At 58.2% G+C, this 22,693-nt stretch carries 11 protein-coding genes; 6 read left to right on the top strand and 5 right to left on the bottom strand.

The window, feature by feature from the left end; all coding sequences use genetic code 11:
• Positions 1-372: 372 nt before the first annotated feature.
• The 3 genes from EC9_RS12290 to EC9_RS12280 all read right to left on the bottom strand — a co-directional run bounded on the left by EC9_RS12290 (position 373) and on the right by EC9_RS12280 (position 4,411).
• On the bottom strand, positions 373-1,956 hold the full coding sequence (locus EC9_RS12290) for a TolC family protein (protein WP_145345565.1): 1,584 nt from the start codon (positions 1,954-1,956) through the stop codon (positions 373-375).
• A gap of 375 nt (positions 1,957-2,331) precedes the next feature.
• Positions 2,332-3,948 carry a chaperonin GroEL gene (gene groL / locus EC9_RS12285; protein WP_145345563.1) on the bottom strand — a complete coding sequence of 539 codons (1,617 nt, stop codon included), beginning with the start codon at positions 3,946-3,948 and terminating at the stop codon, positions 2,332-2,334.
• A 142-nt stretch (positions 3,949-4,090) separates the two neighbouring features.
• Positions 4,091-4,411 carry a co-chaperone GroES gene (locus EC9_RS12280; protein ID WP_145345561.1) on the bottom strand — a complete coding sequence of 107 codons (321 nt, stop codon included), beginning with the start codon at positions 4,409-4,411 and terminating at the stop codon, positions 4,091-4,093.
• Between the two features lie 629 nt (positions 4,412-5,040).
• Here EC9_RS12280 and EC9_RS12275 point away from each other — a divergent pair.
• Positions 5,041-5,949, top strand: a complete 909-nt coding sequence (locus EC9_RS12275; RefSeq protein ID WP_145345559.1) for an alpha/beta hydrolase — start codon at positions 5,041-5,043, stop codon at positions 5,947-5,949.
• A gap of 31 nt (positions 5,950-5,980) precedes the next feature.
• Here the strand turns inward: EC9_RS12275 and EC9_RS12270 are convergent, their stop codons facing one another.
• A complete protein-coding gene (locus EC9_RS12270; protein ID WP_145345557.1) occupies positions 5,981-7,060 on the bottom strand; it encodes a DUF1559 domain-containing protein in 1,080 nt (359 codons plus the stop codon).
• A gap of 314 nt (positions 7,061-7,374) precedes the next feature.
• Between EC9_RS12270 and EC9_RS26500 the strand changes: the two genes are divergently transcribed.
• The 5 genes from EC9_RS26500 to EC9_RS12250 all read left to right on the top strand — a co-directional run bounded on the left by EC9_RS26500 (position 7,375) and on the right by EC9_RS12250 (position 21,184).
• The gene (locus EC9_RS26500) at positions 7,375-7,587 is read left to right on the top strand and encodes a hypothetical protein (RefSeq protein WP_218934762.1); all 213 of its coding nucleotides are present in this window, start codon (positions 7,375-7,377) and stop codon (positions 7,585-7,587) included.
• Between the two features lie 141 nt (positions 7,588-7,728).
• Entirely contained in the window at positions 7,729-8,937 is a 1,209-nt protein-coding gene (locus EC9_RS12265) for a hypothetical protein (protein WP_145345555.1), read from the top strand.
• Between the two features lie 48 nt (positions 8,938-8,985).
• Entirely contained in the window at positions 8,986-12,582 is a 3,597-nt protein-coding gene (gene ccsA / locus EC9_RS12260) for a cytochrome c biogenesis protein (protein ID WP_145345553.1), read from the top strand.
• Positions 12,583-12,691: 109 nt separating this feature from the next.
• Positions 12,692-13,438 carry an MBL fold metallo-hydrolase gene (locus tag EC9_RS12255; RefSeq protein WP_145345551.1) on the top strand — a complete coding sequence of 249 codons (747 nt, stop codon included), beginning with the start codon at positions 12,692-12,694 and terminating at the stop codon, positions 13,436-13,438.
• A 207-nt stretch (positions 13,439-13,645) separates the two neighbouring features.
• On the top strand, positions 13,646-21,184 hold the full coding sequence (locus EC9_RS12250) for a DUF2341 domain-containing protein (RefSeq protein ID WP_218934761.1): 7,539 nt from the start codon (positions 13,646-13,648) through the stop codon (positions 21,182-21,184).
• Positions 21,185-21,290: 106 nt separating this feature from the next.
• Here EC9_RS12250 and EC9_RS26495 read toward each other — a convergent pair whose 3' ends face one another.
• Entirely contained in the window at positions 21,291-22,469 is a 1,179-nt protein-coding gene (locus tag EC9_RS26495) for a hypothetical protein (protein WP_218934760.1), read from the bottom strand.
• Between the last annotated feature and the right edge of the window lie 224 nt (positions 22,470-22,693).

Below are 22,693 nucleotides of genomic sequence, written 5' to 3'. Positions count from 1 at the left end.
CCGTTAGAACGACGAGATGATCACGAACGCAAAGAATGCCAGCCAGCGAGTGCCCCGTGCGGGATGTTGAGTCGGCCGCATGTTTGCCGAGACGGCGACACGAAGTCCATTGGCACTTGGGAGGCGAACGCCATTTAAAGACTATACCGTTCAACGAAGCGTAGTGGACAAGGCCACGATTCCTTTTGCATGCATCAGACCAAATCGCTGGGATTCGTAACCTCGTCCACTACATCACGCCGCTAATTCTTGCGACGGTCCGAGGCTCCTTCGTTGAACGGTATTGCGTTTGAAGATTCCCCGTCGTCGGTAGGCGTTATTGGAATCGGACCGACTCCATTAACGCCTCACGAATCGCGTTGCATCAATCGCTTATTGTCCGCCCAGCGAGGCTCCCCGGATCCCGTCACCATCGGTGTAGTCCTGCGGTGCATCCAAGCCACCGGCCAACAGCAAACCATCGACCTTGGCGTTGGCTTGGGCCAATTGCCCTTTGGCTTCGATGAATCGGATCATCGAGTCGTAGAAACTGCGTCGCACGATCAGGACCTGCAAGAATTCCAGTTCGCCCGCTTTGTAGCCCTCCTCGGACAACTCCAAGCTTTTGGTCGCTTGTGGAATGATCTCTTCCTCGTACTTTTTGACGGTCGCGATCGTGGAATCGAAATCTTGCGCCGTTCGGGCCAACCGAGACTTAATCGACTGCTCGATCCGCTTGACGTTCTCGACGGCGCGGCGATAGTCGGCGTAGGCGGCGGAGATGTTGCCCGAGTTCTTGTTCCAAACCGGAATCGGCGCGGAGAACTGGACATTCAACATGCCCGAATCGGTTCCGTTATCAAAACCCGCCCCCAGTTGGCCCGTGATGTTGGGAAGCATTTGAACCTGTTGTCGCTTCAGGAACGCCGCTTTCTCGCAAACCAAAGCGTTGGCAACGGACATCTCTGGACTTTGCGTGACGATTTCCTGGAAAGCGTTCTCCCAATTGGGAGCGGCGGCGGGGGGATTCAATTCCGCGACTAAACGGGCCGGCGACGCGGCGGACAATCCAGCGATGGCGGCGAGATCTTGCCACGCCCCGCGATACGCTAGCTCCGAACGCTCGGCTGCCAAAGTGATTTCGCTGAGCATCGTCTGCGCCTGCAGCACTTCGATCAACGTTCCCTCTTCCGCTTCCTGTCGCTGCCTTGCGACCTCGACGCCTCGTTTGGCAACCGTTTCAAATTCGCGAGTCGCATCGAGTTGTTGCTGCGAAGCGAGTGCTTCATAGAAGCGAACGCGAACATCGGTCAACACACGATATCGTTGTGTCTCGATTTCCCAACGTTGGGCCGACGCGGTATGCGAAAGGACGGCCCGATTGAGCCCAAGCTTGTTGCCCGTGACGAACTCCTGTTCCAGGAACAGCAGGTGTTGATCGGTCCCTTCATCGGCCAGTTGCTGCCCGGAATATCCGAGCGTCGGATTCGGCCGAATCCCGACCTGATGTCGCAATCCGGCCGCTTTGCTGCGAGCGGCGTTGGCTTCGGCGATAGCGGGATTGTTCTGCAGGGCCATCTGTTCGATGTCGACCAGCGTGTAAGCCGTCGCGGGCTGCATCGTATCGACAACCGAATAGACGACCGATCCATCGCCGGCCGGTGAGAAATCGTTCTCGGGGATGAAGGCGGGGGCGAGCGTCAAACCAGTCGCTGAACCTTGGGTGGATTCTTGAACAGGCGTGGTTTGGTCGACAGCCGGTCCCTGTTGGTCCGCTGTCGCTTCGCCCTCCACGCGATAGGCGACCGTCGCAATCACGGGCTTTCTGTCGGCCGGTGCGGCGGGCGTGGGTTGCGACGCGATCGGCGCCGAATCCGAAGCGGACGAACTATCGGCAACGCGTCCCTTTCCGGTGGTGGCACACCCGGTCAATGTCGTCGCGAAGATAAGGGTCAAACTGGTCGTGACACGTCTCATAGCATCCTAGCCTAACGTTGATTCGGAAAGAGTCGACGATCCTGGTGAGGCCCGAACGCCCCGGCCATCGTCATGTTCGTTGCGAATGCCTTGTTGGGGGTTATCGGTTCGATCGCTGCAAACCTGAGGGGCAGCACAACCCGATGCGGGAAACGTCAGACGACCGGGTCGGCGAACCCAAACGACCGGCACAGTTTCTCATCGCACAAGGCGATAGCGTGCGAAGATGTCGCAATGAAGGGGCGCGAAAGTGCCGGTTCAGATGGTCGAACGTGCAGCATTTTGCAGGCTTTTCCGATTTGGCACCGCGCATAAAAAAACCTCAGCCGAAGAGGCTGAGGTTTCATCGATCGATCTAATCAACAAGCGTGTCGATTAATACATGTCGTGATCGCCACCGTGGCCGCCTGCTTTGCCTTCCTTAGGCTTTTCAGCGATCAAGGCGTCGCTGGTCAGCAACAAAACGGCGACGCTAGCAGCGTTGCCCAGTGCGGTGCGAGTAACCTTGGTCGGGTCGATGACACCGGCCGAAACCAGATCTTCGTAGGTGTCGGTCAGGGCGTTGTAACCGTAGTTGCCCTTGGATCCGAGAACCTTTTCGCAAACGACTCCACCGTCTTGTCCGGCGTTTTCGGAGATCATCGTCAAAGGAGCGCGGCAAGCACGCACGACAATGTTGTAACCGACGAGTTCGTCGTCGGAGATTTCGCCTGGCTTAACCTTGCTGCTGGCACGCAACAGAGCGACGCCACCACCTGGCAGGATGCCTTCTTCAACGGCAGCACGAGTTGCGTGCAACGCATCTTCGACGCGAGCCTTCTTCTCTTTCATTTCGCTTTCGGTCGCAGCACCGACGTTGACCTTGGCGACACCGCCAGCCAACTTGGCCAAACGCTCTTCCAGCTTTTCCTTGTCGTAATCGCTGCTCGAGTTTTCGATCTCGCGACGGATCTGTTCGATGCGTCCCTTGATCTCACTGCTCTTGCCAGCGCCTTCGATCACGGTGGTGTTGTCCTTGTCGACGATGATCTTCTTGGCGCGGCCAAGTTGAGCGATGCCGACGTTTTCCAACTTGGTGCCCAAAGCTTCGAAGATCGCTTCGCCACCGGTCAGGATCGCGATATCTTCCATCATCGCCTTGCGACGGTCGCCGTAACCAGGTGCCTTCACGGCAACGCAGTTGAACGTGCCACGCAGGCGGTTGATGACCAAGGTCGCCAACGCTTCGCCGTCGACGTCTTCGGCGACGATCAACAGAGGCTTGCTTTGTTGAACGACTTGTTCCAGGACAGGAACCAGGTCCTTGATGTTCGAGATCTTCTTTTCGAAGACCAAGATGTAAGCGTCTTCGAGGACAGCTTGCATGGTGGTCGAATCGGTGACGAAGTATGGCGACAGGTAGCCGCGGTCGAACTGCATACCTTCGACCCATTCCTGCTCGGTGTGCAGGCTCTTGCCTTCGTCGACGGTGATCACGCCGTCTTTACCAACCTTCTCCATCGCGTCGGCCAACAGGCCACCGATTTCACGGTCGTTGTTCGAAGCGACGGTGGCGACATTGGCCATGTCTTCCTTCGTCTTGACCTTGATCGCCATCTTGGTCAATTGTCCGGTGATGTCGGCAACCGCTTGCTCGATACCACGCTTCATTTGGATCGGATTGACACCCGCGACGACTGCCTTGAGGCCTTCGTTGAAGATCGCTTCGGCCATCACGGTCGCGGTGGTGGTACCATCGCCAGCGACGTCGCTGGTCTTGCTGGCAACTTCGCGAACCATGCGAGCGCCCATGTTCTCATAGACGTCTTCCAGATCGATTTCCTTGGCGACCGAGACGCCGTCCTTGGTGACGGTTGGGCTGCCGAAGCTCTTCTGGATGATGACGTTGCGGCCTTTAGGACCCAAAGTCACTTTGACGGCTCGCGCCAACTTGCCAACGCCGCGACGGATCGCTTCGCGTGCTTCTTGCTCAAATGCGATGATTTTTGCCATCGGTATCTAATCGCTCCAAATAGATGGTGTTTAGGTTGTTCGTTGATAACAGGAAAGGGCCCGATGCGGTTGTCGCATCACCCTGACTTTGTTGACGGATCGCCAATGGCGTCCATCGTTGTGTCGAGGATGGGGTGGGACCCTAGCCTTCGATGACAGCCAAGATGTCGTCTTCACGCATCAGCAGGTATTCTTGGTCTTGTGTTTCGACAGTTTCGCCAGCGTAGCTGCTGAAGATCACCCGATCGCCCACGGCGACTTGGTGAGCAGCACGAGAGCCGTCGTCCAACAGCTTGCCATCGCCCAAAGCGACAACAGTACCGCGAGCGGGCTTTTCTTGTGCCGAACCTGGCAACACGATTCCACCCGCGGTGGTCTCTTCGGATTCCTCACGTTGGACGACCAAGCGATCGCCGAGCGGTTGCAGTCCAATCTTTGTCTTCGATTTTGTTGCTACTGCCATTTCCGTCACACCTCCAGAACGGTTGAGTCAAATTTCATTATCAGTCAATGGCCCGACTATCCCTCCCTCGCCGATGCGAGTTCTCGATAGACCGGTACCAGTTGGCACTCGAAATGCGTTTGCTGCCACCATAAGCAATCGCTGTGCCAAACGTCTCCCGCCCGCATCAGAAACCGTCTGACGGCCAAAATGCTTGGATTTTCCCGAACTTGTCGCCGATGGAAAGTTTTTGATTTGTCAGCCGGCGGCCTTTCCGTGGCGGTTGCTGTCAACTTGGCAGCGTATCGAAGCCGCTGAATCGGCAGTCCCGGTTCGGGCCGCCACATTCCCCCACGCATTGCTGCGTCGACGTACTAGCCGACCGGCGAATGTGGGGCGGGGATAGCGGGGGTGCCCGTTCATCGGTGGCAATGAACATCGTGCGGCGGTGCAGCGGAGTGCCTCGGCGGGGCAATCCCATTTTCAAGCTGGAACGCCAGGGGAAATCGTACCCCGACGCGTAAGAGAGGAATCCACGCGGTGAGTCGCTTACGCGTCGGGTTACTAAATACTGCCTAAACTCCGACAGTGATATGCCCAGGGGGGGCGTCGGTGTTGCGGAGGTGTTGGCGGCTCTTTAGGCTGATTAAATGAACACTATCCAAATTGTCGCCGGCCTACCACTGATTCTTCTCATCGCGATCCAAGGCGTTTCGGCCGACGAAACGCAACCGAGTCGACAGGCGGGCTATTCGGTTCGCTTGGATGTGCCCTATCAAACGACCAGCGAAGGCCCGTTGATGGCCGACATCTACCAACCTGCAGAAGTCGATGGAACCTGTCCCATCGTGTTGGTCGTTCACGGCGGGGCGTGGATGAGTGGCGACAAGGCGTTGCCGGGGACTTACGCGCGTATGTTTGCCGAGCACGGGATCGCTGCCGTCTCGATCAACTATCGCCTCGCGCCAAGCTTCAAATTCCCCGCTCAACTGGATGACGTGCGCGGCGCGTTGGCTTGGATCCACGACCACGCCGCGGAAAACCACTGGGATCTGCAGCGGTTGGGAATGTTTGGTTACAGCGCCGGGGCGCATCTGTGCAGCATGATCGCAATGCTGGGTGACGAATCGCCCGAAACGATCGGCAAGACGACGCTGCTGCCGGCGGAGGATCCCTGCTGGGGCAAGCTCCATCGCCCGATCGCGGTTGTCGCCGGTGGGACGCCGGCCGATTTTCGCGATCTCCCGTTGGATAATTCGCTGTTGGCCTACTTCTTCGGCGGCACACGCCGCGAGCGCCCCGAAGCCTACGAATTTGGCTCGCCAGCGGTGTTGGCCAGCGCCGGCGATCCGCCGACGCTGTTCTACCATGGCACTGGCGACCTGTTGGTCCCGATCGGGAGCGCCGAAGCCCTCTACCGCCGCCAGGTCGAGATGAAGATCGACAGCGAATTTGTCCGTGTCGAAGGGCTGGGACATCTATTGGCGTTCATGGATGAGGGGGCTCGCGCGAACGTTTTGAGATTCATGCAAGCCCGACTGCAGCCCGCCGCCGATTGACCGGCGGCATGCGGCAGCGCCGAGGCCAATCCTATTGGCCCGAAACCGTCTGTACTTCGCCACCGCCGCGAGTCCAACTGGCGTGCCAAGCGTTGAGATCGATCGTGTCGCTGACGTTGCGGACGCTTCCATCGACAAGACAAACGACGGCGATTCCAGGGTGGTAGCTGCGAGCGGCTGTCATCTTCGACGAACCGACCACCATGTCGGGGACCTCGCTGTTGGGCGTCAGGCTGCCGTTCATCACCGGGCCGCTGGGGACACTGCCGCGCAGCCAGTAGTGGTTGCGATCCCCACGCCACGACGTGATGCTCCCTTGCACCCCGCTGAGGCCACTCGAATTGGCAGTGTTGACGGTCGCGACGTCGACGGTCGATGTATTGGCGCGATATTGGCGGACGTCTTGAATCGGCGTTGGCGAGGCGATGTCGGTGCCGCCCCCGATCGTCGTCTCGGCGAACGCGATGGTATTGCTGGTCCCATCGATCACGTCGCGGAACTTGATCTTCGATCCGATCCAGCACAATCCGTTGGATGGCGTTCCGTTGCCCGGATGAAACGCGCCGTCCATCCCGCTCCCTTGGTTCATCGCATAACTGGTTCCCGCGACGGCGATCGCCGTCCCCGAGGGAAGGGTCATCGAGTGCAGATCGGCCCCGACATCGCTGGGGCATTCGAACGTAGGGACGCGTGTTGCCGCAGCCACCCGCAATTCGACTGGCAGGTCGGCGACGGCGGGATGTCCCATGTAGATGTTGAAATCGATAAGGTCCTGCAGATTCTCCTGTTCCACGTAAGCCAGCAGCTTTGCAAACGGAGAGAAATCGGCGGGGTAACCACCGGTATAGGACCAGCCGTTGTTCGGGAAGGCTTCGTTATAGGTCGAGGCGTAGTTGTGAAGGGCCAAGCCGAGCTGCTTCATATTATTGCCGCACTGCATCCGGCGGGCGGCTTCGCGAGCCACTTGAACGGCCGGCAGCAACAGGCCGACCAGGATCCCGATGATCGCAATCACGACCAGCAGTTCGACCAGGGTAAAGCCAGCGTTTTTACGGTTCTTGGCGAGGGAAGGGTTCGTCGAACGTTCGACGTCAAGGAAATCAAGTGCCATCACAGCAGCTCCATGCAAAGGTTGCAAAACGGGTTGGATCGCTAACGGTTTCACGGAACCGAAGCGATGGAATCCGAGCGTGGCTGGCTGAGGACAGGCTGCTCCCTGGCAAACTGCGTCGTTGCCATTCGTCCTGATACTGCGAATCAGTCTCAACAGAGTGTTATCATAGGAGGGGGAAGCACAAGTGGTTGTGCCCCATTTCCCGCAGATCCTCCGTCTTGGCTGGGCCGCTCGAGCGATCGTTCCCCGCGACACTTTGACGTTGCGTTTCCGCTTACCAAGCACCCATCCAGCTGATAGATTGCAGGAGAGTGGGCAGTGCATGGGTGCAGGAACGCTTGCTAACCCGACGCGTAAGCGAGGAAACCGCACCGCGCCTCGCTTACGCCGCGGGTTATCAATTCCTGAAACGCACCAGCTTGAAAAAGGGATTTGCCCTGGTCGCTTTGGCATTCTGGATCGCCCGATCCAAATACCTCGGCTATACTTCAAACAGGGTGGAAACCGATTTCCCCGCCTATTAATGGTCCCGATGCTGCCCTTTGAAAGCTGCGTGTGGTATGCTTGGGATCGGTTGAAGATACACGGAAGTAAACGCAGCTCCCTACCTAGCGACGAACCCTCCCTTGGAGCCAGAAGCTCCACGAGAAGGAACGATCGACACGATGTTGATGCTTGCTTCCGACAAACCCACCTCCGGTTGCACCGAACCACACATTCTAAAATCACGGGGCGATGCACTCTCCCGCGATGCTAACTTTGGTAATGCTTTGACGCCTAAAAAATCAAATACGCTCCCGTTGCCTGGCAACATGCGATCGCTGGGGCTTTGCTTGTTGATGCTCCTGCACGTCGGCTGCGGTTCGAGCGACCAGATCACCACGTACACGATCCCGACCGAGGTCCCCGAATCGTTGATTCAACAGGACCGAATGCTCGGCGGAATCGTACCGGCCACGCAGAAGGTTTGGTTTTATAAGTTGGTGGCCGATGTCGATTCGGTCGCGGAGATCGAATCGGACTTTAAGAAGTGGGTTCAACAGCTGAAATACGAAGACGGCGTTCCCCAGTTGGACGTTCCCGACGATTGGAAACGGATCTCGCCAGGCATGATGCAACATGCGAAGTTCCAGATTCCGGCCGGTGAACGCGTGATCGAAATGAGCGTGGCCGAACTGGGCAACAACGGCGACTGGGATGAACAGGTGCTCGCCAACGTCAATCGGTGGCGTGGCCAGATGGCATTGCCGCCGGAGACCGGGCAATATGCCGGTGGCGAAGCGTTGACGGTCGAGAATCCGCCGTCGGAATCCCAGCCGATCTGGGTCAGTATCGATGGCGTCTTTAAGTCGGGACCTTCGATGGGAGGTCGTCCGCCGATGATGGGTGGTGGCGGTGGTGCAATGCCTCCCCATGCAACTCCCCCCGTGGCGGCAGAGTCCGACTCGCCCCGCAAATACGATTACGAACTTCCCGAGGGCTGGACCGAGGGGCGGTCGGGTGGCATGCGATTGGCTGCCTTTGACGTCGCGACCGACGACGGTGCGGCGGAGGTGACGTTGATCGAAGCCGGGGGTGACATGCAAGCGAATATCGGGATGTGGATGAGCCAAGTGAACCCGAAGAGCAAGCCGGACGATGCGGCGGGGGTTCTCGAATCGGGCGAAGAGATCACGGTGATGGGAATCACCGGCACCCGCTTCCGGTTGTATGGAGACGAGGGGGGCGAGAAGGCGATCGATGTGACGATGGTTCCGCTGGAGGGCGGATCGAGCCTGTTTATCAAGATGACCGGCGTTCCCGCCGCGGTGAAAGCGGCCGACCAGCCGCTGACAGAGTTCCTAGGTACAATCAAACCAGCGGCGAAGGGCTAACAAAAGCCTTCGTTCCCACGACCGCAATACATAGAGAAGGGCTCTCCCATGGCAACGGTAACTGCAGATCGCAAGCGCGATTCCGAACTTGGAATCAACGCAATGGCGATGTCGGTGCTTTCATTTTTAGGTTCGCTGAAGTGGACCGTGGCGTTGTTTGCGCTTTCGATCGTGATCATCCTGGCCGGCACGCTGGCTCAAGATGAAATGAACATGCAACAGGTGAAAGACGCTTATTTCACCAGCTGGGTCAGCCGTGTTTACATCGACGATTTTGTGCCGCAACCGTTCTACTTTCACCAACATCGGATCGGTGCCAACACGCTGATGCCCGATGGTGCCTGGTTCCCATTTCCCGGCGGAAAATTGATCGGGTTGGCGCTACTGATCAACTTGATCGCCGCCAAGATCACGCGGTTTCATATTCGTGCGACCGGCACGCGGTTGATCGCTGGTACCGCGGTCTGCGCCGTCGGCCTGGGCGTTCTGTTGGCGATCGTATTTGGCGCTTCCAACGCGGAAGGTTTGCAGGGACAACCCCCGTCGTATCCGATGGTTTGGTATGGGTTATGCGCGATGGTCTTCATGGCGTTGGCCGGATCGATCGCCGGCATCGTATCGGCGCCGCGTCGTGGTTGGAAATACGCCTTTGGAACCTTGGCCGTGCTGTTTGGTGCCGGTGCGATCGCGATCCTTGCCGGCTTTACGATCGGCGAACCGGGACTGCGGATCGTTTGGCAGATGGCGAAAGGCTTGGGCGTGGCCAGCATCCTGTTGGTTGGCTGCCTGTTGTTGTTTGGACAACAGGGTGGCAATCTGCTGCTGCACTTTGGCGTCGCCCTTCTGATGATCGGGCAATTTGCCTTTGGTGATCGCCAATTGGAGCAACGGTTGATCCTATCGCAACGCGAATCGTCCAACACTTTGATCAACATGGACCAAGTCGAACTGGCGTTCATGGACAAATCGAAAGAAGGGGAGACGCAGGTGATTGCGATCCCCGATTCGATGCTGGCGGCGTACGAAGGGAGCGATTCGCGGATCAGCGATCCACGCCTGCCCTTCGAGATCGAAGTCGTCGATTACATGCCCAACTCCCAAGTCGCCGACGAGGGGGAAAACCCGGCCGACACCGGCCTCGGTCAACGCCTGGCTGTCAAAGAGGCAGCCCCGGTCGGCGGTGCCAGCGAGGGGACTAACATCGTATCGGCATACGTTCGGTTTTATGCCAAAGGGGAGACCGAACCGCTGGGAACGTTTTTGGTTTCGCAGTATCTGAACGATGCGGAGAAGTTGTTCAGTGGCAGTTCGTTCAAAGACAGCTTTGACATTCTCGAAGCGAACGACAAAGAGTTTGCCGTTGGATTGCGATACGCTCGCGTGCCGAAACCGTATTGGATTCAATTGTCCGAAGTCCGCCGGGTGAACTACAGCGGCACCGAGACGCCTCGCGATTACAGTTCCTTCATTCGGATCGTCGATACCGAGACGGGGGAAGACCGCAAGGAACGGATTTGGATGAACAATCCGTTGCGCTATCGCGGCGAGACGTTTTATCAGTCGCAATATTTGGAATCGCCCGGTGGGACCAAAGCGACGGTTCTGCAAGTCGTCCGCAACGAGGGATGGTTGATACCGTATGTCGCTTGTGGCATCGTCGGTCTGGGAATGATGGTCCACTTCATCGGGACGTTGGACCGTTTTGTTGGCCGCCGCGAGCGGGAGGAGAAGAAGCTTCCCAAACCGGAGAAGACGGGCAGCCGATGGCCGATCGTGGCGACGGTGGCGGTGGTCGCGTTCTATCAGATCAGCATGTTGATCCCGCCGACGTTCTGGAAAGATATGAGCAGCAGCGAGCAGCGAGCCAAGGAAATGGACCTCTACCGGGCCGGCGAGATCCCGGTGATGTCGGGCGGCCGTGTATTGCCGCTGGACCAATTCGCTCGCGAGGCGATGAAAGTCGTCAGCAACAAAGACTCGCTGCCGACATCCAAGGCACCGCAAGCGCTCATCGATCGCGTGGGCAAGAAACTGACGGCGATGGAGTGGTTCTTTGAATCGATCGGTGATGGCGATGACATCATGGATTTCCCGATGGTTCGGATCGACGCCACCGAAGTCCTCAGCGAGGTTGGGTTGTCCGAACGGACCGAAAAACGGTACAGCTTCCGCGAGCTGCAGCCTTCGTTTGCCAAGATCGAAAAGATCGCCAAGGCGACTCGCGAGAAAGAAGCTCAAGAATTGAGTTTCAAAGAAAATGCGATCATGCAATTGTATCGCCGCCTGAATCACTTCTTGATGATCAAACAGGTATTCCGCGAACCGTTGCGGGTCGACGATCTCAGCGAGAGCGAGATTCCGGAGGGGATGTCGTTGCGCGATCTTCGCGAAGCGGTCTTGCGGGTCAATACGATGCAGGTCCGAGAAGTGTTGCAGGTCGGTGGCCCCGCGATCTTCCCACCTCAAGAAGACACCGAGACACAAATCGAAGGAACGCAACCGGAATGGAAGATGTACGCCCCGGCGGCATTGGAAGCGTATGCGGCGGAATTGGACGGAGCCGATGCGGAAATTCCGGGGCTGGCAGGATTCAACGCGATGCGTGCTGGTTACGGCGCCGAGGATCCGACTGCGTTTAACGACGGTTTAGATAGTGTTCTCTCGGCCGTCGCTGCGGCGAACCCAAGCAACATGCAACCTTGGCGGGTTCAACTGGAACGCTGGCTGGTCGGCACCCACTCAAGCGTCGCGGCGTTCACCGTGTATGTATTGGCACTGCTGATTTCGTTGTACTGTCTGATGATTAAATCGCCCCGAGCGCAGAAGACCGCATTTTATCTGATCGGTTGCTCGCTGGCCCTGCACACTTTGATCCTCGTGGTGCGGATGATGATTACCGGTCGCGCACCGGTGATCAATCTCTATTCGTCGGCGGTCTTCATCTCTTGGGCTGGCGTGCTGTTTGGGATGGGGTTGGAACGGATCTACCGACACGGCATCGGCAACGTCGTCGCTGCAATGTGTGGTGTTTTTGGATTGTTGGTCGCTTACAGCTTGAATTCGGGCGATACGATGCCGGTGTTGCAAGCGGTACTCGACACCCAGTTCTGGTTGGCGACGCACGTGGTCACGATCACTCTCGGTTACACCGCCACGTTCCTGGCGGGGATCATGGGGATCTTGTATCTATTTTTCTCCAAACGGATCAGCCCCAAATTGTTCTCCTATCGTCGCGATCTGTACCGGATGATCTACGGTGTCTGCTGTTTCGGAATCCTATTCAGCTTCATCGGTACCGTGTTGGGCGGATTGTGGGCCGACGACAGCTGGGGCCGCTTCTGGGGCTGGGATCCTAAGGAAAACGGCGCCCTGTTGATCGTGATTTGGAACGCCCTGATGTTGCATGCCCGCTGGGATGGCATGGTTGGCGAACGAGGTTTTGCGACGTTGGCCGTCGCTGGGAATATCATCACCGCTTGGAGCTGGTTTGGGACGAATCAACTCGGATTCGGCCTGCACTCTTATGGCGGTCAAGACAGCGTCAAAATGGCCCTGCTGGCGTTTGTCGTCAGCCAATTCGCAATCATCGGTATCGGTATCGCTGGATCATTGTATAGCGGTAGAGATTCCAAGGGGGCAGTGTAACCCCCAACGCATCCGTTGCAGGACGAAGGATGGCGGACCGCCCAATCGACGGGAAAAACGGTGCCAGTATTTGCCCGCGCTACGGGCGTTTTTGGTGTATCCTTCGAATATGAAACTGCATTGCCTTGGAACCGCCGGCTACCATCCCAGCGAAACGCGTCAGACGTCGTGTTATTTTTTACCCGAGTCGGGGATCGTCCTCGACGCCGGGGCTGGTTTGTTTCGTCTACCGTCGTTGATCGAAACCGATCACTTGGACATCCTGCTCTCGCACAGTCATTTGGATCATATCTGCGGCCTCACGTTTTTATTGAGCGTCGTCTTCCAACGGCCGGTTAGCGAGGTTCGCGTGTGGGGTGAACCGGAGAAATTGGCAGCGATCCAAAGCCACTTGTTCAGCGAAGCGATCTTTCCGGTGGAATTGGATGTCCAATGGAAGCCCGTCGTCGCCGGGCACGCCTTCCCACTGGCTGGCGATTCGATGGTGCTGCCGTTTGCCCTGGAACATCCGGGCGGATCGGTCGGTTATCGAATCGATTGGCCCGACCGTAGCATGGCGTATGTAACCGACACGACGGCCGATCCCACCGCCGAATACGTTCCGGTGGTTCGGGGTGTCGACTTGTTGTTGCACGAATGCAATTTCCGCGCCAGCCAGGACGAATGGGCGATCAAGACCGGGCACAGCTCGACCGACCGTGTCGGCAGAACCGCCGCCGCGATCGCTGCCCGACAAACCTGGTTGGTCCATCTGAATCCGCTGGAAACGTCGGATGATCCCGTCGGGATCGCCGACGCAGAATCGAATTGTCCCGGCATCGGCGTTGCCGAAGACCTGCAAGTCATCGATTTCTGATCGCTGTACCGCTTTTTCGCAGCGGATAATCGGTGCAGGCGGCAGAAGCCCGTTATCTGCGCTGGTTGGTTTCTCGCGGCGGCGCCGCTTTCTTCTCGCGTCCCCTTCGTCTGACGTAGTCTTTCTATGGTCGAGCGATTCCGCAAGTGGTTTGGCTTGTCCTCCATGAGAGCTATTGACAACAGGCGACAGGACACGAGACTCAGCATGACATTCGGATTCGGAACTCTGATCGATCGGGCATGGTTGCTGGTGGACGAAGGGGCGACCCGTGTTGGCAGTGCGCTATCGAGTCCCGTTCGTACCGCAGGCCAGACGCCGACATTGGATGTCTTGGAAGATCGCGTCCTATTTAGCGCCACGCCGATGGGGGCGGTTGCCGATTTGGTCGACGTCGATGGCACCGGCGTGCAATCTTCTCAGGTCGCCCATCTGTTGGAATCCGAAGCGGCCGAAGTGTCCGACGGCGCCGCGGCTAGCGATGCGACGCGGGCATCCAACGCCAACCAGATCGTATTCATCGACTCCGCGGTGGCCGATCTCGATGCGCTAACGGCCGATCTGAACCGCGACGACAGCCGCTTTGCTGTCTTCATTTTGGACGCCCAACGCGATGGCGTCGATCAGATCAGCGAGATCCTGGCAGGCCAACAGGATGTTCAAGGCATCCACATCGTCTCTCACGGGGAAGAGGGGCAGATCAAGTTGGGCAACACCTGGCTCGGCATCGACGAGATGGATGGCTACGCCGGACAAATCGCGAACTGGGGCGGCAGCCTTGCCGACGGCGCCGATCTGCTGATCTACGGCTGCGACATCGCGTCGACCAGCGACGGTCGTGCGATGATCGATGCGTTGGGGGCACTATGCGCTTGCGACGTGGCGGCTAGCGATGACGACACGGGAAACGGGGCGTATGACGCCGACTGGCTGCTGGAGTACACGACCGGATCGGTCCAAACGGAGGTTGCGTTCAGCGAATCGCTGCAGTCCGATTGGATGGGGAAATTGGCGGTGATCACCGTCGATACCACCGCGGACGTGGTCGATGCGGGGGATGGATTGACCTCGCTGCGGGAAGCGATCATCGCGACCAACGGCGGCAGCGGTGGCGACACAATTCAGTTAGGCGCAGGGACCTATACGCTAACGCTCGCCGGCAACGACAACAACGCGCTTCGCGGCGACTTGGATATCACCCAATCGGTCACCATCCTCGGTGCGGCAGCTGACCAGACGATCATCGACGGCGGCGGGATCGACCGCGTGTTTCACACCCGCGGCAATACCACGGTCGCGACGATCTCAGGCGTCACGATCCAAGGGGGCGCCAACGACAATTACGGTGGCGGAATCTTTGTCGACCAAGAGAGCACGTTGAATCTGATCGATTCCGTCGTGCAAGGAAATGACGGCGGCAATGATCGCGGCGGCGGCGTTCACGTGCACGGAACGCTGAATGCCACCGGCGTCCTGTTTACGAACAACACAGCTGAGGATGGCGGCGCGATCTACTATCACGGTGCCAATGGGGGGACGCTTACGAATGTCACCATCAGCGGAAACATCGCATTGCACGAGGGTGGAGGGATTTGGACCGATACGGACATCACGATCATCAGTTCCACGATCACCTTAAACGATGCCAACGACGGTGGCGGAGTGTATTCGGACGGTGATGAGGTAACGCTTTCGAATACGATTATCGCCGGAAACAAATCGTTTACCGGACTTAAAGATGTCGCCGGCGACTTCAACAGCGATGGTTCCAACATGATTCAGGTCGTCGGATCGGCGACTGGATTAGGCGGCGATTTGACGGGGGTCGATCCGCAATTGGCGGGTCTTGCCGACAACGGCGGCGCGACGCTATCGCATATGCCCGTCGCTGGCAGCGCTGCGATCAACGCCGGGACCGCGACCGGACCGTCAACGGTCGATCAACGAGGCATCGCGCGCGATGCCTCGCCCGATATCGGCGCAATCGAACGGGTGACACCATCGATCGCCGCGACCGCCACATCGCGAGTCAACACGACCACAAGCAACACCCAGGAGACAGCGGGACACGATCGCGGAAGCCTGAATTCGATTGCGATCGCCGACAACGGCAACTATGTCGTCGTTTGGTCGAGCGATAATCAAGATGGTTCGGGATGGGGAGTCTACGGTGCCATCTACGCAGCCGATGGAACCGTGTTGAAGAATGAGTTTCAACTGAACAACCAGACCGCCAACGATCAAATTGCCGTTTCGGTTGCAAGCGATTCGGCAGGGAACTTCGTCGCGACATGGACCAGCACGAACCAAGACGGCGATGACAACGGCGTCTACGCTCAACGCTTCGATGCAGCGGGGAACAAGTTGGGGGGCGAGATTCAAGTCAACGCCACGACCGTCGGGCCGCAACAATCGGCCGTCGTTGCCGTCGATCGCGCGACGGGAGACTTTGCGATCGTATGGGAACAGAACAACTTATTCTCGCGTTCGGTCTTCGCGCAAACCTTTGACGCCGACGGCACCAAAACGGGGCCTACGGAAAACAACATCGCCACCATCAACGATATCCTTGTGTTTCACACGGGCCCAACGAATCCGCATATCAGTATGCTCAACGGTGGCGGATATGTCGTCGGATGGCAGGCTTTTAGCGATATTCGAGTACAGAAATTCGACGCGTTCGGGAACACTGTCGGCTCCGAACTGAAGCCCGAAGACTCCGCCTTGACGATGGCGGGAGAATCCGATCTGGCGGTTCATCACGATGGCAGCATGGTCGTCGTCTGGACCGAATCGGGTACGACGATCAAGATGCTGCGTTACGATAGCGCCGGCAATGTGATCGGGGCGGCAACAACAGTCAACACGACACAAGCCGGCGAGCAATCCTCCCCCGTTGTCGACATGGCCGACGACGGCAGCTACATCGTCGCTTGGCAGGGGAATGGGGATCGGACGGGAGCAATCGACAACAGCGGCGTCTTTGCACAAAAGTACAACGCGGACGGAACCACCAACGGCGACGAATTCCGCATCAATACATCGACCGCCGGCGACCAGAACCAAGTCTCTCTAGCAGTTGTCGGTCCCGACCAATTTGTTGCCGTCTGGAGCGGTGCGGGACCGGGGGACACCACCGGGGTGTTTGTTCGGCAATTCAACCCCTTCCACAACACCGCTCCCATCGCGGTAACCGGCGGGCCTTACACGATCAATGAAGGCGACGCATTAACCATCGATGGGACCGGATCGACCGACGCCGATACCGATCCATTGCAGTTCGAATGGGATCTCGATAACGACGGTTCGTTTGGTGAAACGGCGGTCCTTCGCACTTCGACGGCGACACTTCCCTGGTCCGTGTTGCAAGGTGTCGGGATCGACAACGATGGCGTCTATACCATCGGATTGCGAGTTTCCGATGGCAAAGGAGGCGTCGACACGTCAACCACAACATTGACGGTGTTGAACGTCGCCCCTTCGGTCACGTCGAACGCAATCGTGACGATCGACGAAAACAGCACGATCGCACAGACGGTGACAGCAACCGATCCTGCCGACACGATCGTCTACAGCATTATCGGCGGCCCCGATGAAAGCCGCTTTACAATCGATGCGAACACCGGGGTACTCTCGTTCGTCGCCGCACCCGATTTTGAAAACCCGACCGATAGCGATGGCGACAACGGCTATTCGGTTCAAGTGGCGGCGACCGACACCGGCGGCGCGTCGGATGTGATCGCGATCCTTGTCACCGTCGCCGACACCAACGACAACGCGCCGGTGATCGCAAGCGTTCCGTTGGCAACGGTTTCGGAATCGAGCGGCGTCGGTACCCTGGTCGCCAACCTCTCCGCATCCGATGCCGACACGGCCGCGACCTTCGGCAATTGGACGATCACCGACGGAAACCTCGATGGCATCTTTGCGATCGATGCGGCCAGTGGCCAGATCACCATTGCCGATGCGACCAACCTCGACTTTGAAGCCACCACCGGTTATGCACTCAGCGTGACGGTCAGCGATGGCGTCAACACATCGGTGGTGCAGTCGGTCAGTATTGCGATCGCCGACGAAAACGACAACGCCCCGGTGATAGCTGCCGGGGCCGAATTCACGTTATCCGAGATCGAACCCAGCGGCACCTTGCTGGGGACGCTCAACGCTAGCGATGTGGATGCTTCCCCCAGCGTGTTGCAGAACTGGACGATTGTCGGTGGCAACACGTTGGATGCTTTTCAATTGGATGCAACGACAGGTGAACTGAGTCTTCGCGACCAGACGGTCCTCGATGCGACCACCACCCCTCTCTACACGCTGCAGATTACGGTCTCCGACGACGTGAACGTCTCTGCCATCGAAACCGTCACCGTCAACGTGACCCCAACGTTGGCACCGGTCGCCGGCGACGACAACTTTACCGTCGCCGAAGGGGGAACGATCAACGTCAGCGTCGATTCGGATTGGCACAACGCAAGTTGGCATCAGCGCCAGTTGTTGACGTTGGACAATTCGGCCAGCGGCAGCGCTCTGACCGACTTTGCGGTGTTGGTCAAGTTGCATGGGACGGCGACCGACGCGATCACGATCGACTATTCCAGGACGCAGGATCAAGGTCAGGACCTGCGATTCATCGACAGCGACGGCACTCTTTTAACACACGAGATCCAATCGTGGGACGAATCGGGATATTCGTATGTATGGGTTCGAGTGCCAACGATCGATGCAGCCAGCAACAGCGATTCGATCTGGATGTATTACGATAACCCCGGCGCGATGCCGCTGAGTGCCCCCAGTGCCACATGGACCACCGACAATGTGGCCGTGCTGCATTTGGATGGCGACCTACAGGATTCCAGCACCGCCGATAACGATGGGGCCGGAACCGCCGGATCATCGACCGCGGGACAGGTCGGTTCGGCGGCTTCGTTTAATGGAACCAACAGCACCGTGTCATTGGGATCGGATACCTCTCTCGATAACATTTTTGAAAACGGTGGTTCGATCAGCGGTTGGATCAACGCAGAGGATTGGGGCGGCGGCAACTTTGGCCGGATCGTCGATAAGGCATCGAGTCTCTTCAACGGTGGCTCAACCGGCGGCGCGGGCTGGGCTCTCGAGGTCGGCAACCAAGGCACCGCTGATGGCTTCTTGTTGTTCAACGTTGGTTTTAGTGGCGGCGAGGCGGACTGGCGAACACCCGTCGGGTCGATCCAATTGAACACATGGCACCACGTCGCCTTGGTCTATGACTCCAACTTCAGTTCGAACGACCCGCAGATCTACGTCGATGGCGTCCTGCAAACGGTGACCGAAATGCGAACGCCTTCGGGTTCGGTCCTTTCCGATGCAGCGATCGACATGACGGTTGGAAATTTTGCCCAGGCGACGTCGCGCGCCTTCGATGGCTTGATCGATGAACTGCGGATCACCGATACCGCGCGAACGGCCGCCCAAATCAATGCCGAACGTCTGCAGGGACTGGGGCTGTTTGTCAGTGGTGGGCCAGTGGAGAGCGGCCCGGGTGGAGTTCTTCAAAACGATTACGATCCCGAGGGGCAGACGCTGCAAGTCGCACTGCTGGACGCCCCGCTGCATGCCGCCACGTTCCATCTGGCCGCCGACGGATCGTTCACCTACGTTCACGGTGGCGGCGAAGTGGCAAGCGATTCGTTTACCTACACCCTCACCGATCTAAGCGGCGTCTCGTCGGTGGGGACTGTCCATCTGACGGTCACCCCAGTCAACGATGCACCGACTGCTCATGCGGGCGGAACCTACACGATCGAAGAAGGGTCGTCGCTGTCGCTGGACGGTTCGCTGTCGTCCGATGTCGATAACGCGATCGTCTCCTATCGCTGGGATCTCGATGGAGATGGAATCTTTGGCGAACCGGGCGAATCGCTGGGGGAACTGGCAATCGCCGATTGGGCGACCTTGAACACCCACGGAATCACCGGCGATGGCAGCTACACGATTGGATTACAAGTAACCGACGCCCTCGGGCTGACTGCCACATCCACTGCGACGCTGATCGTCACCAACGTCGCACCGACGGCATTCCCCGACGGAGGATTTGGGTTCATCACCGATGAAGGAACGTCGTTCATCACCGGCAACGTCTTCGACAATGACATCGACCCCAACGAATTCGATACGCTTTCGTTCGTCTCGGTCGATGCGACTGGAATTTTGGGGACGCTCGTCAATCTTGGCGACGGCACCTTCTCCTATGATCCCAACGGCCAATTCGAATCGTTGGCGCTGGGGGAACAAGCGGTTGAAACCTTCACGTATACAATCAGCGATGGCAGCGATGGACTCTCTACAGCCGTCGTTTCAATCGTCGTGCGCGGCACCAACGACGCGCCGACGATTCAGATCGGGACCGAGACGCTTAGCTACATCGAAAACCAAGGTCCCGTCGCACCGCTCGCCAACATCACGCTGCACGACGTGGACGGCAGCACCCTGCAATCGGCACGGATCTGGTTTGGCAGCGGATATGCCGCCAACCAAGACAACCTCGAATTCACCAACGTCGGAAACATTCACGGGCATTGGGACAAGGCGTCGGCAACACTGACGTTGATTGGCACCGACACTCGGGCGAACTACGAAGCCGCGATCCGGTCGGTAATGTACCGGAATCCAAGCGAAACGCCGTCCGAAACGCCGCGAGTGTTGCAGGTTGAAATCAACGATGGAAACCTGCTAAGCGCGACTGTCGCCAGAAGCGTCCGCGTCACTTCGGTTAACGACAATCCGGTCGCGGGCGGCGATTCGTTTGATGTTGTTGGTGGCGAGACACTGACCGGCAGCGGGCTATTGCAAAACGATACCGACGTCGATGGCGATCCGCTGACGGCGCAATTGGTCTCCGGCCCCAGCAACGGCACGTTGACTCTGTCCCCCGACGGTTCTTTCGTCTACCACCCCGACGTCGAATTCGCCGGCATCGATCGATTTACCTACGTCGCCTTTGACGGCCAAGCGGCATCGGAACCCCAAGAGGTCGTGATCGTGATTGCGGCGGCGAATCTGTCCGGCGGAACGGGATCCGTTGGGGACAGCGGGTCATCGTCCAACGATAGTTCGAGCAGCAATTCGCTGACCGACAACCTGGACGATTCAAAGCTGACCATCGTGGAATCAGCGATCGCCGCTGGCAGCGCCAACACCAATTCAGCCAACGAGAGTGTCACGCCACGTCGGGTCGAGACTGCAGCGATCGAAATTCTGGAAGACCTTGCCAAAACCGACGAAGACGATGCGGCGATCTTAGGAGTCATGTTGGGCGACGATGAACAGTTCAACTGGGCACCGCAACTTCAACGCCAAGCGATAACCTTGGAACGCGACGTCGAAAAAACGGCCGCGAACGATTCCCAAGCGACCCGCAACGACGACGGAAACATCATCGCGCAATACGACTTCATCGCCCAACCCGGTATGGCTTGGGAAGAGATGGATGCATTTCGCAGCCAGATCGATGGGCAATTGTTTGGCAATGCGATTACCTTCACCACGGTCGGAATCACCAGCTCCAGCTTTGCCTTAGGATACATCACCTGGGTGATGCGAAGCGGATTTGTTTTAACCGGCCTTTTGGCCAACATGCCGGTCTGGAGATCGTTTGACCCATTGGTCGTGATCTCAGGCATGAGCCACGAGGGGAACGCCGAGACGCTGCAAGAAATCATCAGTCGTGAGAAACAGAACCTCGACCAATCCACAAAAAACTAACCGCCCCCAGCCACAACATCGTGTTCCCGATCGACGGATTCCATTTGGCATGCGAGAGCGGGATGCTGATGCAACCATCTTTGTCAAAGCGTCGTCGAATCGACGCCTACTGGTTCGTTACGACTTTGCACGAAGCAGCCGTGTTGTCGGCTACCGAAGATCCACCGTCACCGCCACTTGCCGCCGCGGCCGCTGCAGCTGCCAGTGCTCCCAGTCCTGCACCGCCACCGCCACCGCCACCGCCACCGCCACCGCCGCCGCCAGATCCTGGGCTACCGGCTGGCGAACCGGCCGCCGCTGCCGGTGACGCCATGGGGTTAGTCGTTTCGCCGCGTTGATCCATCTCCGATTCGACAGCTTCTTGGAGAAACGGTCGCATCGGACCGGGGATCAGCAGGATTTCCAGCGTTGGACTCGCACCCTGCCGATTGTTGTTGGCCGTCCGGAATGCCGTCTTGCGGAACTTGACGGCCGCCGCGGCAGGTGCTGCCGGAAGCAGTTGAAACGAGAAAGCGGCATAGCCCAGCCAGCCGGTCGAGACGACGTCGTAGACGCCCGGCTGCAAACCGGCAACGCGAAACCAACCCGAAGCGTCAGAAACCACGGTCTGCAACTTGCGTCCGCGTTGGTAGATGTTGATCTCGGTGGTCCGGTTGAGTTCGCGCGACTGATTTGAAACAGCATAGACGCGCCCCGTCATTACGCCGTCGGTTTGCAATTGGGCGCTGTAATAGCTTTTCGCGCGCGTTGCCGCCGGGGCAAAATCCAGCCGGTCGTCGTATTTGAACTGTGGCTTGGCATAGGCCAGGTAGTTCGTGTAGTTTCGAATTTCGAGATCGCTCGATACCGTGATCGTGGGTATATACAAGGGCTCGACAATGCCGGTTTGCGAATCGCGATTGCGAACGTAGATCGCGATCGCCGCAAACTTTCCCGGCCCCGAAAATAGAATGCTGTGCGCTCCCGGTTGAACCCCGCTGAACTCGACAGCGCCGCTGGGCGAAACCGCAGCCGTCATCGACATCCCATCAAACGCGATCAACTTGGCGTTGAGCCCCTCGACCGAGACCTGACCGGTGTTTTGCAGATCGACGATTTGAAGCCTCAAGACGCCAGCATCCGCATACCCGAAAAAGTCGTACGGGACAACTCCCTCGGCATACGCCTCGGCAACGACAGGGACTGGATCGGGCAACAGCGATTCTTGCGCGTTGACCGATCGACCAATGGCGGGAATGCTGAACGCTGCGAAACTTGCCGCAAGCAGAATTTTGTGCGTGATCATAACGTAGTCCTGAAAATAGCAAGTGGGAGATCGAGATCCAGCAAGAGGACAGCGCCAACGCGGCAATCGGAGTCTCTAGGGGCCATTGGACTTGGGGATTTCGCGTCAGACCGCGAAGCACCCGCCCTGAAATCCTCGACAAACTCCGACACAACCGCACGCCGCCATTACCTAGGCGTGCAATGCATAGAGCGTCGGCTTTGTCAAGACTCAAATTTCCTGCC

This window comes from Rosistilla ulvae, from assembly GCF_007741475.1.
Lineage (GTDB): Bacteria > Planctomycetota > Planctomycetia > Pirellulales > Pirellulaceae > Rosistilla > Rosistilla ulvae.
This window is presented reverse-complemented; position numbering and strand designations above follow the sequence as displayed.

Coding starts and splice junctions, on each gene's coding strand:
- EC9_RS12270 (WP_145345557.1), bottom strand. CDS start 7,060: ATGGCACTTGATTTCCTTGACGTCGAACGTTCGACGAACCCTTCCCTC.
- EC9_RS26495 (WP_218934760.1), bottom strand. CDS start 22,469: ATGATCACGCACAAAATTCTGCTTGCGGCAAGTTTCGCAGCGTTCAGC.
- groL (WP_145345563.1), bottom strand. CDS start 3,948: ATGGCAAAAATCATCGCATTTGAGCAAGAAGCACGCGAAGCGATCCGT.
- EC9_RS12265 (WP_145345555.1), top strand. CDS start 7,729: ATGTTGATGCTTGCTTCCGACAAACCCACCTCCGGTTGCACCGAACCA.
- EC9_RS12280 (WP_145345561.1), bottom strand. CDS start 4,411: ATGGCAGTAGCAACAAAATCGAAGACAAAGATTGGACTGCAACCGCTC.
- EC9_RS12255 (WP_145345551.1), top strand. CDS start 12,692: ATGAAACTGCATTGCCTTGGAACCGCCGGCTACCATCCCAGCGAAACG.
- EC9_RS12275 (WP_145345559.1), top strand. CDS start 5,041: ATGAACACTATCCAAATTGTCGCCGGCCTACCACTGATTCTTCTCATC.
- EC9_RS12290 (WP_145345565.1), bottom strand. CDS start 1,956: ATGAGACGTGTCACGACCAGTTTGACCCTTATCTTCGCGACGACATTG.
- ccsA (WP_145345553.1), top strand. CDS start 8,986: ATGGCAACGGTAACTGCAGATCGCAAGCGCGATTCCGAACTTGGAATC.
- EC9_RS12250 (WP_218934761.1), top strand. CDS start 13,646: ATGACATTCGGATTCGGAACTCTGATCGATCGGGCATGGTTGCTGGTG.